Source organism: Variovorax sp. H27-G14 (assembly GCF_046156345.1).
GTDB lineage: Bacteria > Pseudomonadota > Gammaproteobacteria > Burkholderiales > Burkholderiaceae_C > Variovorax.
Window position 1 is genome coordinate 157,100 of sequence record NZ_JAYLVN010000003.1, and the last position, 16,154, is coordinate 173,253.

The window sequence follows — 16,154 nt, forward strand, 5'->3', positions numbered from 1 at the left end:
CCCCTAGTCTGCTTCAACGCCGCGGCGAAATGTTCAGCTGCTTGCAGAAGTCGTAGAAGGCTTCGAGCTCCAGCGACTTGTCGAACACCGCATCCACACCGGCCGACAGCGCGCCTTCGCGCACTTCAGAGCTTGCGTAGTTCATGAGCACCACCGTGCGCTGCATTGGCGATTTGTGCTCCTTCAGGTACTGCGCCACGGTGAGTCCGTTGCCTTCGGCCAGAAAGATGTCGATGACTGCGGCGTCCCAGCCTTCGGGGTTGTCCTTGAGCCAGTGAATCGCGTCGTTGGAGGTGGTTGCGTTGCCGATGACATCGCATTCGCAAAAGTGCTGCAACCCGTCGGTCAGCGTGTCGGCGATGAGGGGGTTGTCTTCAATCAGGTAGATGCGGGTCATCTTGCAGGCGTGAACGCGCAAAGGCGTTGGTGTCTCGTTGTGTCTCTTTATGTGGCTCGGTTTGGCCGGCCCGATGCATCAATTGTCTCCTTCGAGACGGGGTGCCGAGTCAGACAACACCGCCAACTGTCGTAGATCCCTGCGCCCACCCCGCCCTGAGGGCCGCATGGCGGCGGTTTGTCTGGAAAAATGCAAATCAATGACAACCGAAACGCATCCATCCTCGGAACAACAAAAGAAACTGCGTGTGCTCCTGGTCGAAGACGACGTCGACACCCTGGCCACCACGCTGAAGCTGCTCGAAGCCATGGGCCACTGGGCGACCGGCGTGAAGAGCGCGGAGGCGGCCATTGCGCGCTTCTTCGACGGGGCGTTCGACGTGGTGCTGGTCGACATCGGCCTGCCCGCGCTGTCGGGCCATGACTTTGCCGAGCGGCTGCTGAGCGACCACCGCGTGCCGGTGATCTTCGTGACAGGGCAGTCGGAGCCGGCCACGGCCATGAAGGGCACGGTGTGGCTTCGCAAGCCGTACACGGTGGAGCAGTTGATGACAGCGCTGGAGCGGTCGCAGGCGGTGGTCGGGACATGAGGCGCTGAGCCGCAAGGCTCCGCAGGGCCGCGGCAAACATCACTGGCGTACAAGACCGGGCCGAGGGGGCGGCCGTATCGTGCGGCGGTCTTCAACTTGCAGGCCCACTGCACACCCGCGATGCCGCTCTCCTTCACGCCCGCTTTTACACCCCCTTTCACTTCTTCAGGCCGCAGCGCGCTGGTGCAGGCACCGCCCTGGCACTACGCGGGCTGGCTCGTCAACGTGGCCTTCGAGTTCGATGCCGAGCGCGGCGCGGCGCTGGTGCCCGCCGAACTGGGCGCGGCCACCGGCAAGGGCTGCGTCCATTTCGCCGACTGGCAGGCCTGCGGCGACGATGGCCATGAACTGCTCGACCCGGTGTATGCCCAGTACCGCGAGACCATCGTCGTGCTGGAGATCGCGCCCAAGCCGGGCGAGGACGCACGCTTCTACTGCCCGCTCATCTATGTCGACCAGGACATCTCGATGCTGCGCGGCTGGCTCCAGGGCTGGCCCAAGAAGATAGGCAACACCTGGCTCACGCGCAGCATGCCGCTGATCCACCCAGCGGCGGCGCCGCTGTCGGCAGGCAGCCGGCTGGGCGCGAGCCTCAGCGTGAAAGAGCGGCGGCTGGTCGATGCCTCGGTCACGCTCACGGGCGAGAAGGCCGAGCGCCTGGGCTTCCTGGCCGCCCCCACCATTGGCGCGGTCGGCTGGCCCGACCTGACGCAGCCGGGGAGCACGGCGACACCGTGCTATCTGCGCGCGGACATCATCGACCGCGTGGAGTCGGGCTGGACCGGCGGCAGCGCGACGCTGCAGTTTCACGATCATCCGGTCGAAGAACTTGCGCTGCTGGGCGAGGTGCGCGCGGGCGCGGCCAGCGCGGGGTGGATGGGGCTTACGGTGCGGGGCGCGCTCGCTGTTTGATCGCGGCCCGATCGCCGCCTGATGCGCGTCATGCAGCTACCCTTGCGCCGATGAAACCACCCGCCACGTCGCACGTCATCAGCCTGCCCATGGACGACGGCGCGCAGGTCGAGGCCATGTTCGCGGGCGACCCCAAGGCCCACTTCGACCTGCACTGGCACGCCGAGTGGAGCGTGGGCGCCATCCTGGAAGGCCGCTGCGAGTTCACCTGCGCGGGCGAGCGGCAGGTGGCCGAAGCCGGCGACCTGGTGTTGATGGCCCCGTACATGCTGCACACCGCTGGCGTGAGCGCGCAGGGCTTTCGCATGGTGATGCTGTATGCGCCGCATGTGTGGCTGGCCGCGCGGCTCGGGTGGCCAGATGCGCAACGGGGCGTGCTGCGGCGCGCGGTGTGGAAGGACGAGGCCACGGCCCATGCGCTAGCGGACGCTGCGATGGCGCGTGATGCGAGCGAGGTTGGCCGTCGGCTTGCGCAGATCGTTCGCGCGCAGACCGGCGACGCGCTGGTCAATGTCGAACGGCAGATGGGCGACGCGCGCGTCGAGGCGGTGTGCCACGCGCTGGCCACGGAAGATGCTTGCCGCATCGACCCCGCCACGCTGGCCCAGCGGCTGGGCGTGTCGCGCGAGCACTTTCACCGGCTGTTTCGTGCGGCGGTCGGCATGACGCCGGCGCACTACGCAAGGCTGGCGCGCATCGGGCGGGCGAAGGTGCTGCTGCGCGAGGGGCAGGCGGCGGCCGAGGTGGCGGTGCAATGCGGGTTTGCCGACCAGGCGCATTTTTCGCGGTGGTTTCGGCGGTGTTTTGGGGTTACGCCGGGGAATTACATGGGTGTGCGGGAGTGCGGGGGGGAAGGGCCGCGTGAGGAGCTCGGGGGCTTGTCAGCCTGATGCTCGGGCTGCCGCCTGAAACTCTATTCACATCGACAGGACGCCGCGTTTTGCAAGAGAAGGTCATCTCCGTAGCACCCATGATGGACTGGATGGACTGGATGGACTAACTGGCGAAAACATAAGCATGCGAACGACTTAGCGCTCCCCAGCGCTTGTTATGTGGCACCCATGTGGCACCGGGGTGTCATGCGCCACTTTCGTCTTGGCCATCGCAACGACTACACGTCTTGGCAAACGCGAAGCTAGGCTGCGGTCGTGTCCCTTACTGCGTCACGCACGTGGTCCTAAGCTACTACCGCCGTTTTTCAGTACTCATGGATCTGGTGGCGTGATACGGCGCGCAGCTCGGCTCGGCGGCCGTTCGCCGATACTCTTTTGATGGAGCGCAGGCGACGTGCGTAAGGCCTACCAGAGGCTTCTGATCGCGCATTGTTCGACAAAATTTTCGAGCCCTCGTATCTCGTGCTCCTGATCTTGCGTAATCGATCTATGCGCCTGGGCTCGCCTGCGATACTCTGGAGAAGAACACCACAAATGGAGCTATGAATGGAGAAGCCTGCGAAGGTCCGAGGCCAAATGACCATTGAGCGAGCGGCTCGAGAAGCAGGCTTAGGGCAAGAAGTAGCTTCTTCCGCAAAATTCTGGCTTGCGGATCAGCTAATGGCCCATGAGCACGCCAAATTAGGACAAGGTGGCCATACAAACACACAGATTCCGCTACGACGAGTCTTTGTAGATCTGCCAGTGGCGGTCCGAGACCGGTCCGAGACCGGTCCGATGCACGCGCCGGATTCTTGAATAGGTTAATTCGGTCACCCGTCCTTGATCTGAGCGATCCGGATGTTTTCCAGCCCGGTCAACGCCAAAATGACCCTCCCCACAAATCTAACGAGAACGCAGCCACCCTGGCGAAACGAGCGCACGCAAGATATCGGGCACTAACAGGTTGGGGAGCATTACTTCTAGTAGGGGGCCCGGGTCAGGGGAAGTCAACGCTAGGCCAGCTTGCATGTCAACTACATCGAGCAGTCCTACTTCAGCCCTATCGATCGGATTTGTCGCGCAGCCAAGCTGAAGTGGTTCGATCGTTTATGGAAGCTGGCAGTCAAACTGACCAACGCGCTGCACTTCCGGTACCTTCACAAGCCTTGTTGCCGATTCATATATCGCTGCCAGAGTTTGTGGTATGGGCTACAAAAAACGGGTCTGATAGTCTCTCCCACACGCCTGCAATTTTGCGATATGTCGAGCAGCTTCCCAGCGCTTCGCGACTATCTTTTACAGCTAAAAACCTTCTTGCCCTTTGCAGGCAAATAGGTTGTCTTGTGGTCCTCGACGGCTTTGATGAAGTAGGTGCGACGAGAGATCGAGCTGTAATCGTGCATGGGGCAACAGAACTTCTATTGACTTTGCGTAGTAACAGTGTCAGTACACAGTTTCTTATCACCACTCGTCCGCAAGGATATTCTGGTGAGATGAGCAGACTAGGGTTGCGTCTCCAAGAGCAAACGCTCTTGCCGCTGGAAAAAGGGGATGCACTCAAGTACGCTGAGAAACTTATTCAGGCAAAAATCGACGGCGCAGATCAACGTCAGATGATGCTTGATAGGGTCGTTGAAGCCGCGAATGAACCCGCAACTCAAAGGCTGCTGACGACTCCACTTCAGGTGACTATCCTGACCGCATTAATTCAGCACATGGGGCGCGCACCACGAGAGCGTTGGAATCTTTTCGAGAGCTACTTCTCGTACACTTATATTCGCGAAATCGAGCGCGGATCGTACGCTTCTGCGCTATTAAGAGATCACCGCTCACATGTCGAACAGATACATGCACGCATCGCACTAATTTTACAAGTCGAATCAGAGCAACAGGGCGGGACCGCGGGTATTACTAAGGCGCGACTTGAAGAGGTAATTTCGACCGTCCTTGGCGAGGAAGAAGTCCCTCAAGAGCGGCGTAAAGAGCTGGTGCGAGAGATTTCGAAAGCAGCAGAAGAGCGATTGGTTTTTCTCGTCGAGCCAGAGCCTGGTAAGTTTGGATTTGAAATTAGATCTCTCCAAGAGTTTATGGCGGCTCAGGCACTCACTGCAGGAAGAGACGCGTCGGTCGAAAATAGGATTAAGCAGATATCAAGATCTGCAATGTTTCGAAATACTACGTTGTTTTGTGCAAGTCGATTCTTTTCCGAGGCGTCTCCATTAAGAGATTTTTTCATCGACGATGTTTGCGCAAGTTTAGACGATCCGCAGTTTGATTCTGCGAGTGCGGCATCCAAGGCCGGTGCATTGCTAGCGCTTGAAACCTTAGAAGAGGGAGCGGTCCTAACTCAACCTAAACGAGCAAAACTCCTGATGGAAAGGGCGGCTGGGCTGCTCGAAATACCGCCATCAACTGACCATGTAAGGCTCAGTAAGGCGAAAAATCCCGACACCACCGAAGTGCTCGAATCAAAATTGTTGCAACATTTCGCAGCCCCTAATGGTCGGCGAAAATTCAACAATATATCCGTATGGCTAACAGTCTTGGAAGCCCTAGCAGGCAATGAGCCATGGGCGGAGGAAATAGCCGAAAAAAACGCAAATGAACTTGTAATTTCGGGTGAACTGATTGACGTTTTCGCCACTTGCAACTTACAAGTTGGCTTGTGGCTGGCACGTAAATTGGAGAGCTTACCGCTGGCCGAAATTACCCAATTCTTTGTTAATAGTTGGAGTTATACGGAGGACGCCCAAAAGACATGGCTTGCTCATATTGAAAGAGTTTTTGGAGCCGAACAATTTGGTCGACGCCGGCGCGGACACCCGCATATAAATACTATAGGAGCAGGCGTCCCTCTGACGCCAAATGCTCAGCCCGATTATCCGATTCCTATACAGTGGGACGGAATTCTGGCGATTACCGATTTCGAGCAAAGTCCGTCAGCAAAAAATTTATCTAAAGCTTTAAGAAGCATTGTGGCGCGTGGTTCGCTCCTAAGCGCCGAATTCCTTGTGCGACGTGCGTCCTGGCCACTTACGTCTTGCCTTTCGCACTACGAAACAAGCAGCGCTCTTCTGCAATGCGCCAAAGACCTAGACGCTAATCGATTTTTGGATGCAGAACAGTGGATAGAGTGGGAGCGAGGTTGGCTCGAAAAGCCATTCGATGCGATTGCCACACTTGAAACCTTTGATAAGGAGCCACTCGATGCTTCGTCGCGCCTCATTGCTCCCCCGTTCGCTTTAACTCCTGCTTGGATCTACATTGAACATACTCGGACACCAAGGGCCGGGCGTGCTGTCTACGAAGCCGCAAGTAGGCTTTTTGGCGTTGCGAAGCGTGTATCAGATAAATCTCGACTTGGTGAAATCTGCCTTGCGGGCTTGGAAATTTTGCCTTCCCGATTTGCGCGTGAGAATTACAAACCGTTGGAATGGATCGAATTAGTACCCAATGCTGCGACGTATCTCGCTTTGAAGCCGCGGGCTATGAAGCAATTAGAGTGGTTAAAGGTTTTAGACAACTGCGCTACGGACTATGAGGCGTTGTACATTGGCGCGGCTTTTATGTCGCGAGCTGTGCATGAATCCAGCTACCACCCTACTATCGTTCGAATTTTCGTTTCTACCATCCACTTCTATGCGCAGCATTTGTTTACGCGAGAAGAAGTCCCTTTCGAAGGAGCGGATGATCTCGCGATAGAGATTATGAAACGTGGAAACTGGAATCTGGCTGGTACAGTAGGTGCTGATCTCGCTCTTATTGTGTTGTTGGCCGGCAACTGTTCTACTGAATTGGACAGACCGATAGTTGCGAAAATTATTGCTGAGGCGACAGCTAACGAGTTTTATTGGCAGCTCTTGGTTAGTGCGATTTCCCTAAGCCGTTTGCCTGGCAGACGTGGGCTTGATCTCATGGTTTTGATTTACCGGGATGTGGGTCGGGAAACCTCTGCCGCTAGCGCTGCGATGCGTTTCATCAGAGCGCAACTTCAAAAGGCGGTTTCAAATCTTGGACTTCCTCATACTTGGGATCGACTAGCCCTACCGCTGCCGCGCCCGCGAGATGGCAGAGAGGAAAGGAAGAAAGATTCCGAAGCCATTGCTCCAGTTGGAGTCAGATCAATTCTTCTAAAGGATGTCGCCGGGATTTCCAATTTGAAATTGGAGTTCACCCCTCCTGCTTCTGGGGGGCAATGGGTCATAATACTAGGTGAAAATGGAACGGGCAAGTCGACCATTTTAAAGAGTTTAGCGCTGGGGCTGCGAAATGTTAGAGATCCTGTGATCTGGCCTAAGGGGGCTTTTTCTAATAGCTGGATTCGGCTTGCCAACGATAGCGAAAGTCCGGTGGTGGATGCCTCAATAACGATTGAGTTGGGTGGAGGTGAGGTTTTTCAGACCGTTATTCGGATAGATGATTCACAGATGACTGTAAATCAAATTCCGGAGCTAGAAGAGTCCAGAGCTTGTCCCTTGTACGCTTACGGCTGCCGCCGCGGGTCAGCTCTCGGAGGAGGTGCACGAGCAGTTAATGTTAGCGAGGATGACGGCCCAGAAGTTGCGACCCTCTTTGACTCGGATGCAAATTTGATTCACGCAGAAACATGGTTGGTTTCGCTTGAAGGTGACGCTATTCGAAGTGAATTAAGTCGGAAAATATTTTCTATTGTTTGTAGCGCCCTGAAAATTCTCTTGGGCCTATCTGACGTGGAAATAAAAGATCAGAAGGTCTGGGTCAGTTTTACTGGCAGTCCAAAAATCCCATTAAGCGCCTTGAGCGATGGCTATTTAATTAGTGCAGGATGGTTCCTGGATTTGGTCTCGCGCTGGTTAGTTGCAACAGCCGATTCGCAACACGAGGTGCCGGACGACTTCTTATCGCGAATGACTGGCCTTGTCTTGATCGACGAGATCGATTTGCACCTGCATCCGCGCTGGCAGGTCGATGTTATTGCCCGAACGAAAAAGCTACTGCCGAATATGAGCTTCATAGTGTCGACACACAACCCCCTCACTTTGGTTGGATCTGATGCTAGCGAAATTTTTATTTTGGAGAGGGACGAATCGGGAGTCAGAGTTTCTCCGGGGGTCGCTAATCCATCCCTGTTGAGTGGCGGACAGCTTTACAGCCGCTATTTCGGGATAGAAGATATTTATCCTGTAGATACTGCGCGCGATGTGCAGCGGTTTGGGTTTTTGACTGGTATGACTGAACGAACTGCGGAGGAAGAGCTTGAACTTGTCGGTCTAAAAAGCTCGCTTGCGGCTTCCGGTTTTGTCGCTGACGAGTTTGTCAACCAGTCGTCTGATCCTATGCAATTCCTTCTGGAAAATGATTAACGTTCACCGAGGAATTGAGCCGAAGGCGCTTGAGGACGTTCGCATAGCCCAACTCGCGTTGCTGCGCTTGCTAGGGCGTCCACCGACGTCGTTAGAAATAGACGGATATAGATGCGTGTCTGCTGATCTTTGGCGGGCGCAATATTATAAATGTTGTTACTGCGAACGTAAAATCCCAGAGAAATTTAATGATGTTGAACATTATCGGCCGAAGGGCTCTGCCAAGCGTGCACCCGGTTGCAACCAAACGCATGGATATTGGTGGATGGCTTTCGACTGGCAAAATTTACTTTTTGCCTGCCCTGCATGCAATCGTTCGGGAAAAAATGATGCATTTCCGCTGGCGGCGGGGAGTGTTTCGTTACAAGCAGAGTTTAGTGCGCCAGGAGCAGAACTGCCGTTGCTGATTGATCCATCGGATTTGGTAAATCCGGTGGAGCATTTGGAGTTTTTTGCACTCCGACCGTCATCTTCGTCGTCATTTGATTGGTGGGTTAGAGGGCGTAACGGCAGCCTTAAAGGTCAGACGACCATCGCGGTACTAAAATTAAATGGAATGGAGTATCGCGAGACCCGCAGGGACTATTTCGATACATCAATTAAACCTGCAGTTATAGCACTTGATCGTGCATTAAAAGAGGGGCATCAGGCCCGCATCGACGAAGCTGTAGACCGGGCGCGTGCCCTTTTGGCACCGAGATTGCCCTATGTTGCATTTTCATACGACGCGCTAAATTTCTTGATTTCAAGTTCGCGATTGTTGGCAGCTGGCGTTGCCGGCTGGCCGCAGTTGGTCGATGTGGGCCGATGATCTTGGCGTGTACTTTGTTCCGCTCTAGATTTCGATCTTGTCAACCTATTTTAATGCCGTTATATTGGTCGAATTTGAGAAAGTTCTTTTCGCGCGATTCTTTGGCGAACGTCGAGGTAAAGCGCAAGATCTTCAAGTCCAACACCTTTGAGTGATTTTTGGCTACTCGGATCTATGCGAATAAGCGGAAGTTGAATTTCTCCCGTCGCGCACTTCAGCGCAAGTTTTTTTACGTCTATATGGCTAAAAAAGTCACGCTGGACCCACTCCAGCGGAATTATGGGGCGCGCGTCATATTGGGCCATCAATAAAAAAGCGTTTTCATTTTTTTGTATTTTTGCGGTCCGGTTTAAATATTTAGAAATCGATAGTCTTTTTCCGATGATTTTGCTTCGGTTAGATTTTTTCGGCTGCATAGCGTCCTCGCTGGCCAAGTTGTTTGCGAACGGCAATGATTTGCTATTCTGTTAATTTTCTTCGTGCTACAAAATCGAGCGGGGAATGTGTTGTTACCTTGGGCCGGGCACCATGCTGAAGCTCATGCGATCTCGGTCTAGGCCGAATTCGCGGGCGATAAATAGTGACAAGACTTCGACTCGCAAATGGTCCACGCCGAAGACGTTTGCGATGACAGCCTTGGGCGTAAAGCGGCTACCGTCCGTGGCACTGACGTGCGAGCCTTCGGCTGCGCCGTAATGCCCGGGGCGGATGACTTGCCAGAGCACGGCGCCGGCCATGCGCAGCGCGTGGGCATCGTTGTCGAACCGCACGTCAGTGACGACGAAGCGGGTTTCGCCTTCGCGGCGGTAGTAGGCGAGGCGGGCGATGAGCTACTGAGTCCAGTAGCTCGGCGACTGGGCGCGGCGGTACTCGGTGCCCCACCACTGCATGATTCGCCGCGGGCTGCGCGGCTCGTCGAGCCATGCGTCGCTAAGCGGCGTGCGATGGTAGGGCGATGCAGCCGAGAGCGATAACACGACAGCGGCGAGGAAGTCGCGCGGCGCAAGGCGCATCCGCAGTGCGACCGTCGCGACGTTCTTCAAGTGCGGCGCGTTGAGGTCGTCGAGCGACACGTTGAAGGCGTTGGAGACCTCGCCGCGCAGCGCGTCGGCGAAGGCCAGTTTGCGGAAGCAGCCGTGAGCGACCAACAGGTCGGCCGTGGTGTCCTTGCCGGCGCCAGCGTGGCCGGTCAGCGCGATGAGGTGGTGCAGCGCGGGGCGCTTCACCGGAGGCGTGGTGGGGGTCATAGGTCCGAGGCGTTGGGGGTGTCTATGCGGCTTGTGCGACCGCGGGGGCGCGTGCGGGCAGCAGCTCGCACGTTCGGATGGCGGCGTGGATTTCCGGCGCGTGGGCGCCTGGCATCGAACGCGGGTTCGTGAGTTCAAGGCGCAGCGCGTCACCGGCCTTGAGGGCGGGGTGCTTGTCGCGCCACGCGGCGGCGTCCAGGCCGATCCAGCGCACGACATAGATTTCCTTGGCGCGCGGACCTTGGTTGTCGACGACGCGCAGCTTGAGCACGAAGTCGCCCGCGTCGGATTTGTGGTGGCTCACCGCAGGGCGACCGGGCCGGCGCTGCCCACGAAGAAAACGCCGTTGGTGGTGGTGGTCATGGTGTGCTCCAGCCATAGACGCACATCGCGGCGAGCACGATGGGCAGGACGATGAAGACCGCCACTGCGGCGACGGTCGCGAGGACGCGCGGGGACGGCGAGACGGGCGAAGTCCTCATGAGGCCAACGCTGGTTTCTTGGAACGAGGTCGAGCGCATGGCCGGCCTTTCAGAACGGGCAGTGCACGGATGCACGTCCCGGGGTGGTCAGGATGATTCCGAGCGCGATGTCGAGCACCTCCTCGTCGGAGGCGCCATACCGGCTCGCGAGCAGCGCCGCGCTCATCGGGTTGTGCACGCACAGGGGCGAGCCCGGGCGATGCTCGTAGTGGTAGCCGCCGCACAGACAAAGCCGATGGCCGGACGCGCGCAGGTGCTGTGTGAACAGCCCGTAGCTGCGGCGGCGCGTCTGCAGCCTCGCGGTCGAAGGTTTCCGTTTGGCTGCCGACGTCCCCGTCCTCCTGGAGGCGGATGTGGGCTATGTGCGCTACCCTCCCGCCTGCGCGCTCGCGTTTCTTGTTGGTGCCCAACGGTGTATGTCCGTTGGCACATGCCGTCTTTGTGGCTGCCACATACCACCAAGACCAAAAAATCCGCGCTGAACGAAACCGAATGACTTCAAACGAAACCCCCACAGGCACTGGGCTGCAGCCTGATTCCCCTCGAACAGCAAGCGCCACCGAGGCCATGCGCCTGTCCGTGGCGCCGATGATGGACTGGACTGACCGCCATTGCCGTTACCTCCATCGCCTGCTCTCCCGCCACGCATTGCTCTACACCGAGATGGTGACAACCGGCGCGCTGGTGCACGGCGACGTGCCGCGGCACCTTCGCTTCAACGCCGAAGAACACCCCCTGGCGCTGCAGCTCGGCGGCAGCGAGCCGGCCGACCTGGCGCATTGCGCCAAGCTCGGCGAGGAGTGGGGCTACGACGAGGTCAACCTCAACTGCGGCTGCCCCAGCGAGCGCGTGCAGCGCGGTGCGTTCGGCGCCTGCCTGATGAACGAGCCGCAGCTGGTCGCCGATTGCGTGAAGGCGATGGTCGACGTGGTCGACATTCCGGTCACGGTGAAGCACCGCATCGGCATCGACAAGATTGAGAGCTACGAGTTCGTACGCGACTTCGTCGGCAAGGTGAGCGAGGCCGGGTGCCAGACCTTCATCGTGCACGCCCGCAACGCCTGGTTGCAGGGCTTGAGCCCGAAGCAGAACCGCGAAATTCCCCCGCTGCGTTACGAGCTGGTGCACCGGCTGAAGCACGACTTTCCGGCGCTGCGCTTCGCCATCAACGGCGGCATTTCGGTGAACGCGCAGGTGCACGAACACCTGCGCCTGCTCGACGGCGTGATGGTGGGCCGCGAGGCGTACCACAACCCCTGGTGGCTGGCCGAGTGGGACGCCGAGTTCTATGGCGCCGCGCCGCAGCCGCTGACGCGCGAAGAGGTGGAGTCGCTGATGTGCGACTACATGGTTCGCGAAGCCGCCGAGCACGGCACCAACTGGTGGTCGATTGCGCGCCACATGCTGGGCCTGCGCAACGGCCTGCCGGGCGCACGCCGCTGGCGCCAGGTCTGGAGCGACCACAAGCTGAAGACGCGCCCGCCGCACGAGGTGATGGCCCTGGCGCACGAGCCGGTCGCGCAAGCAGCCTGATTCACCCGAGCAGCCCGAGCGGCCCGAGCCCTTCAGGCGGCTCCAATCCTGCGTTTTTTGCTTCCCTCGCCCTCGCGCGCAAGCCGCTTCGCGCGCGCGGTTCCATTTTCGTGAAACGATGTTCCGAAATTGCTACTTCGTGATAAGTGGCGCGTCAATCGTTTTTTGCTGAAAAATGGGGGTTCAGGGAAATAAAAAGGCTTCGATACATGAATGAACCGATTGGCGGCAAGGAAGAAGTGAGTGCGCTTGCACGAGGTCTGGCGCTCCTCAAGGTGATTGGCATGGGCTCGGGGCCCATCGGCAACAGAGAACTGGCAGAGGCCACGGGCATACCCAAGGCCACGGTGTCGCGGCTCACCGCCACGCTGGTGAGCGCGGGGTACCTGCGCCAGTCTGAAGACAGCGAGCGCTTCAGCCTGGGGCCGGCGCTGCTGGACATGAGCAGCCGCTACCTGCGGCATTTCGACCTGCGCACGGCGGCGCGGCCGTATCTGGCGCAGCTGTCGGAGTCGGCCGGCGTGAGCGTGCATCTGGGTGTGCGCGACGCGCTCGACGTGCTGGTCATCGATTCGCTGCGCCCGCGCACGATGGTCATCAGCTCGCGCATCGAGGTCGGCACGCGCATGACGCTGGCCACCTCAGCGGCGGGGCGTGCCTATGTGGCCTCGTTGCCCGGTGTGGAGCAGGCGGTGTTGCTGGAGCAGATCCGGCTTGAAAGCGGCGAGAACTGGGGCGCCATCGAACCGGCGCTGATGGCCGGCCTGGACGAATACGCCCGGTTCGGCTACTGCGGCTCCTTCGGCGAATGGCACCCGGACATTCACGCCCTGGGCTTCGCGATCGAAGGGCCGCGCGGCGAGCGCTACACCGTGAGCTGCGGCGGCCCCGCCTACCTGCTGCCCAAGGACGCGATGGTGTCGCGCATCGCGCCGCTGCTGCTGGAAACAGCACAGCGCATCGCGGGCGAAGCCGGCACTCTCACCACCGGCTGAGAAAGCTGCCGCGCAGCCCTTGGCGAGCTTAGTTCGCGGCTTCTAGGCCGTTGTGAAAATGCTCTCGCATGCGCGCCATCGCGGCCTCCGCGTTGCGCGCCTCGATCGCCGCCATCACCGAGCGGTGCTCCGCCAGCGACTCTGCGATGCGCCCCGCCTTCAGCAGCGAGTTGTGCCGGTTGAGCTTCATCACCTTGCGCAGGTCGGCCACCATCTGGTCGCGCCACTTGTTGTTGGCAATGGCCAGCAGCTGCATGTGAAAGCGCTCGTTCACCGCAAAGAAGTGCTCGCGGTCTTCGGGCGAGGCCGCGGCCTCCAGCTCGGCGTGCAGTGCCTTCAGCTCGGCGCGCTGCGCGTCGGTGGCGCGCTCGGCCACCACGCCGGCGGCGTCGCTCTCCAGCAGGGAGAGCAGGTGGTACACGTCCGCCAGGTCCTGCTCGGACACCTCGGTCACGTAGGCGCCGCGGCGCACCTTCATCGTTACCAGTCCTTCGGCCGCCAGCACCTTCAGCGCTTCGCGCAGCGGCGTGCGGCTGATGCCGTACTCCTCGGCCAGCTTGAGCTCGTCGATCCAGCTGCCGGGCTCCAGCTCGCGCATGAAGATCCGCTGGCGCAGCAGCTCGGCCACCTCTTCGTAGAGGGCGCGGGGGGTGAGGGTGACGGCGGACATGGGCCGGACTGTACTTGAAAAAAAGCGTTTGAATTAATAATTATGGCTGGGTTAGACTCGCGGCCGGCTTGCAAATCCGTGCAGGCAAATTTGCGAATTCCCTGCAAGTCACCGCGAACGGCCCCTTCATGAGCAGCACACCCGAACCCACTTTCAAGCCCGCCGACCTCGAGGCCTGGGCCAAGTCCGCTGCCAAGTCCGCGCCCGGTGGCGACGTGAACGCGCTGAACTGGCTCACGCCCGACGGCATCAGCGTGAAGCCGCTGTACACCGCGGCCGACCTGCAGGGCCTGAAGTACACCAACACGCTGCCCGGCTTCGAGCCCTACCTGCGCGGCCCGCAGGCCACCATGTACGCGGTGCGCCCCTGGACCATCCGCCAGTACGCGGGCTTTTCCACCGCCGAGGAATCGAACGCGTTCTACCGCAAGGCCCTGGCCGCCGGCGGGCAGGGCGTGAGCGTGGCCTTCGACCTGGCCACCCACCGCGGCTACGACAGCGACCACCCGCGCGTGACCGGCGACGTGGGCAAGGCCGGCGTGGCAATCGACTCGGTGGAGGACATGAAGATCCTGTTCGACCAGATCCCGCTGGACAAGGTGAGCGTGTCGATGACGATGAACGGCGCCGTGCTGCCGGTGCTGGCGGGCTATGTGGTCGCGGCCGAAGAGCAGGGCGTGGCGCAGGACCTGCTGAGCGGAACCATCCAGAACGACATCCTCAAGGAGTTCATGGTTCGCAACACCTACATTTTTCCGCCGGCGCCCAGCATGCGGATCATTGGCGACATCATCGAGTACACGGCGCAGAACATGCCCAAGTTCAACTCGATCTCCATCAGCGGCTATCACATGCAGGAAGCCGGCGCCAACCAGGCGCTGGAGCTGGCCTTCACGCTGGCCGACGGCAAGGAGTACGTGAAGACCGCGCTGGCCAAGGGGCTCGACGTCGACGGCTTTGCCGGGCGCTTGAGCTTCTTCTGGGCCATCGGCATGAACTTCTATCTGGAAGTGGCCAAGATGCGCGCGGCGCGCCTTCTGTGGTGCCGCATCATGAAAGAGTTTGACCCGAAGAACCCCAAGAGCCTGATGCTGCGCACGCACTGCCAAACGTCTGGCTGGAGCCTCACCGAGCAGGACCCGTACAACAACGTGGTGCGCACCACCATCGAGGCCATGGCCGCGGTGTTCGGCGGCACGCAAAGCCTGCACACCAATGCGCTGGACGAAGCCATTGCGCTGCCCACCGAGTTCAGCTCGCGCATTGCGCGCAACACGCAGCTCATCATTCAGGAAGAGACCCACATCACCAGCGTGATCGACCCCTGGGCCGGCAGCTACATGATGGAAAAGCTCACGCAGGACATGGCCGACGCGGCCTGGACCATCATCGAAGAGGTCGAGGCCATGGGCGGCATGACCAAGGCGGTCGACAGTGGCTGGGCCAAGCTCAAGATCGAGGCGGCCGCGGCCGAGAAGCAGGCGCGCATCGACTCCGGCAAGGACGTGATCGTGGGCGTCAACAAGTACAAGCTGAAGACCGAAGACGCCATCGACAGCCTGTCGATCGACAACGTGAGGGTTCGCGACCAGCAGGTGGCGCGGCTGCAGAGCATTCGCGCCGCGCGCGACACCGCCAAGGTGCAGGCCGCGCTGGACGCGCTGACCCAGGCCGCCGAAGACGGCACCGGCAACCTGCTGGCGCTGAGCATCGACGCGGTGCGCCTGCGCGCCACGGTGGGCGAGATCAGCGACGCGCTCGAAAAGATTTTCGGGCGCCACCGCGCGGACACGCAAAAGGTGACCGGCGTTTACGCCGCTGCGTATGACTCGGCCGAAGGCTGGGAAGCACTGAAGACCGAAATCAACGCCTTCGCGGAAGAACAGGGCCGCCGCCCGCGCGTGATGATTTCCAAGCTGGGGCAAGACGGGCATGACCGCGGCGCCAAGGTGGTGGCCACGGCCTTTGCCGACCTGGGCTTCGACGTCGACATGGGCCCGCTGTTTCAGACGCCCGAAGAATGCGCGCGCCAGGCCATTGAAAACGACGTGCATGCGGTGGGCGTGAGCACGCTCGCGGCCGGCCACAAGACGTTGGTGCCGGCCATCATCGAAGAGCTGAAGAAGCAGGGCGCGGACGACATCATCGTGTTCGTCGGCGGCGTCATTCCGCGGCAGGACTACGACTTTCTGTACGAGGCCGGCGTCAAGGGCATCTACGGACCGGGCACGCCCATTCCGGCCAGCGCCAAGGACGTGCTGGAGCAGATTCGCGCGGCCGTCGCGGCTTGAACAGAAAGGT

General features: G+C 59.6%; 15 protein-coding genes. 8 read left to right on the top strand and 7 right to left on the bottom strand.

Going from position 1 to position 16,154, the window contains the following annotated elements:
- Positions 1-13 precede the first annotated feature (13 nt).
- Entirely contained in the window at positions 14-397 is a 384-nt protein-coding gene (locus tag VLK31_RS09700; protein WP_409168187.1) for a response regulator, read from the bottom strand.
- Between the two features lie 247 nt (positions 398-644).
- Between VLK31_RS09700 and VLK31_RS09705 the strand changes: the two genes are divergently transcribed.
- From VLK31_RS09705 to VLK31_RS09725, 5 genes are all read left to right on the top strand, one after another.
- Entirely contained in the window at positions 645-986 is a 342-nt protein-coding gene (locus tag VLK31_RS09705) for a response regulator (RefSeq protein ID WP_409168188.1), read from the top strand.
- 120 nt (positions 987-1,106) lie between these two features.
- Positions 1,107-1,898, top strand: coding sequence for an acetoacetate decarboxylase family protein (locus tag VLK31_RS09710; protein WP_409168189.1), 792 nt, complete (start codon positions 1,107-1,109; stop codon positions 1,896-1,898).
- A 50-nt stretch (positions 1,899-1,948) separates the two neighbouring features.
- A complete protein-coding gene (locus VLK31_RS09715) occupies positions 1,949-2,788 on the top strand; it encodes a helix-turn-helix domain-containing protein (RefSeq protein WP_409168190.1) in 840 nt (279 codons plus the stop codon).
- Positions 2,789-3,846: 1,058 nt separating this feature from the next.
- Positions 3,847-8,115 carry an AAA family ATPase gene (locus VLK31_RS09720; protein WP_409168191.1) on the top strand — a complete coding sequence of 1,423 codons (4,269 nt, stop codon included), beginning with the start codon at positions 3,847-3,849 and terminating at the stop codon, positions 8,113-8,115.
- A gap of 115 nt (positions 8,116-8,230) precedes the next feature.
- Positions 8,231-8,926, top strand: coding sequence for a hypothetical protein (locus VLK31_RS09725; protein ID WP_409168192.1), 696 nt, complete (start codon positions 8,231-8,233; stop codon positions 8,924-8,926).
- A gap of 59 nt (positions 8,927-8,985) precedes the next feature.
- On the opposite strand, the gene VLK31_RS09730 is transcribed toward VLK31_RS09725, so the two are convergent.
- From VLK31_RS09730 to VLK31_RS09750, 5 genes are all read right to left on the bottom strand, one after another.
- The gene (locus tag VLK31_RS09730; protein ID WP_409168193.1) at positions 8,986-9,360 is read right to left on the bottom strand and encodes a pyocin activator PrtN family protein; all 375 of its coding nucleotides are present in this window, start codon (positions 9,358-9,360) and stop codon (positions 8,986-8,988) included.
- Positions 9,361-9,435: 75 nt separating this feature from the next.
- Positions 9,436-9,696: a hypothetical protein gene (locus tag VLK31_RS09735; protein ID WP_409168194.1), complete on the bottom strand. Its 261-nt coding sequence runs from the start codon at positions 9,694-9,696 to the stop codon at positions 9,436-9,438.
- Positions 9,697-9,756: 60 nt separating this feature from the next.
- On the bottom strand, positions 9,757-10,173 hold the full coding sequence (locus VLK31_RS09740) for a hypothetical protein (RefSeq protein ID WP_409168195.1): 417 nt from the start codon (positions 10,171-10,173) through the stop codon (positions 9,757-9,759).
- 22 nt (positions 10,174-10,195) lie between these two features.
- The gene (locus VLK31_RS09745; protein WP_409168196.1) at positions 10,196-10,477 is read right to left on the bottom strand and encodes a hypothetical protein; all 282 of its coding nucleotides are present in this window, start codon (positions 10,475-10,477) and stop codon (positions 10,196-10,198) included.
- 55 nt (positions 10,478-10,532) lie between these two features.
- A complete protein-coding gene (locus VLK31_RS09750; RefSeq protein ID WP_409168197.1) occupies positions 10,533-10,694 on the bottom strand; it encodes a hypothetical protein in 162 nt (53 codons plus the stop codon).
- 453 nt (positions 10,695-11,147) lie between these two features.
- On the opposite strand from VLK31_RS09750, the gene dusA reads away from it, so the two are divergent.
- Complete coding sequence (dusA, locus tag VLK31_RS09755) at positions 11,148-12,188, top strand: tRNA dihydrouridine(20/20a) synthase DusA (protein WP_409168198.1); 1,041 nt, start codon at positions 11,148-11,150, stop codon at positions 12,186-12,188.
- Between the two features lie 209 nt (positions 12,189-12,397).
- Positions 12,398-13,183, top strand: a complete 786-nt coding sequence (locus VLK31_RS09760) for an IclR family transcriptional regulator (protein WP_409168199.1) — start codon at positions 12,398-12,400, stop codon at positions 13,181-13,183.
- A gap of 28 nt (positions 13,184-13,211) precedes the next feature.
- On the opposite strand, the gene VLK31_RS09765 is transcribed toward VLK31_RS09760, so the two are convergent.
- A complete protein-coding gene (locus VLK31_RS09765) occupies positions 13,212-13,853 on the bottom strand; it encodes a GntR family transcriptional regulator (RefSeq protein ID WP_409168200.1) in 642 nt (213 codons plus the stop codon).
- Between the two features lie 128 nt (positions 13,854-13,981).
- Here VLK31_RS09765 and scpA point away from each other — a divergent pair, with 128 nt between their 5' ends.
- Positions 13,982-16,144, top strand: coding sequence for a methylmalonyl-CoA mutase (gene scpA / locus VLK31_RS09770; RefSeq protein ID WP_409168201.1), 2,163 nt, complete (start codon positions 13,982-13,984; stop codon positions 16,142-16,144).
- The last annotated feature ends 10 nt before the right edge of the window (positions 16,145-16,154 follow it).

Bases quoted from the DNA above. Each gene is read 5' to 3' on its own strand.
- dusA (WP_409168198.1), top strand. From the start codon at position 11,148: ATGACTTCAAACGAAACCCCCACAGGCACTGGGCTGCAGCCTGATTCC.
- scpA (WP_409168201.1), top strand. From the start codon at position 13,982: ATGAGCAGCACACCCGAACCCACTTTCAAGCCCGCCGACCTCGAGGCC.
- VLK31_RS09715 (WP_409168190.1), top strand. From the start codon at position 1,949: ATGAAACCACCCGCCACGTCGCACGTCATCAGCCTGCCCATGGACGAC.
- VLK31_RS09710 (WP_409168189.1), top strand. From the start codon at position 1,107: ATGCCGCTCTCCTTCACGCCCGCTTTTACACCCCCTTTCACTTCTTCA.
- VLK31_RS09760 (WP_409168199.1), top strand. From the start codon at position 12,398: ATGAATGAACCGATTGGCGGCAAGGAAGAAGTGAGTGCGCTTGCACGA.
- VLK31_RS09740 (WP_409168195.1), bottom strand. From the start codon at position 10,173: ATGACCCCCACCACGCCTCCGGTGAAGCGCCCCGCGCTGCACCACCTC.
- VLK31_RS09750 (WP_409168197.1), bottom strand. From the start codon at position 10,694: ATGCGCTCGACCTCGTTCCAAGAAACCAGCGTTGGCCTCATGAGGACT.
- VLK31_RS09700 (WP_409168187.1), bottom strand. From the start codon at position 397: ATGACCCGCATCTACCTGATTGAAGACAACCCCCTCATCGCCGACACG.
- VLK31_RS09765 (WP_409168200.1), bottom strand. From the start codon at position 13,853: ATGTCCGCCGTCACCCTCACCCCCCGCGCCCTCTACGAAGAGGTGGCC.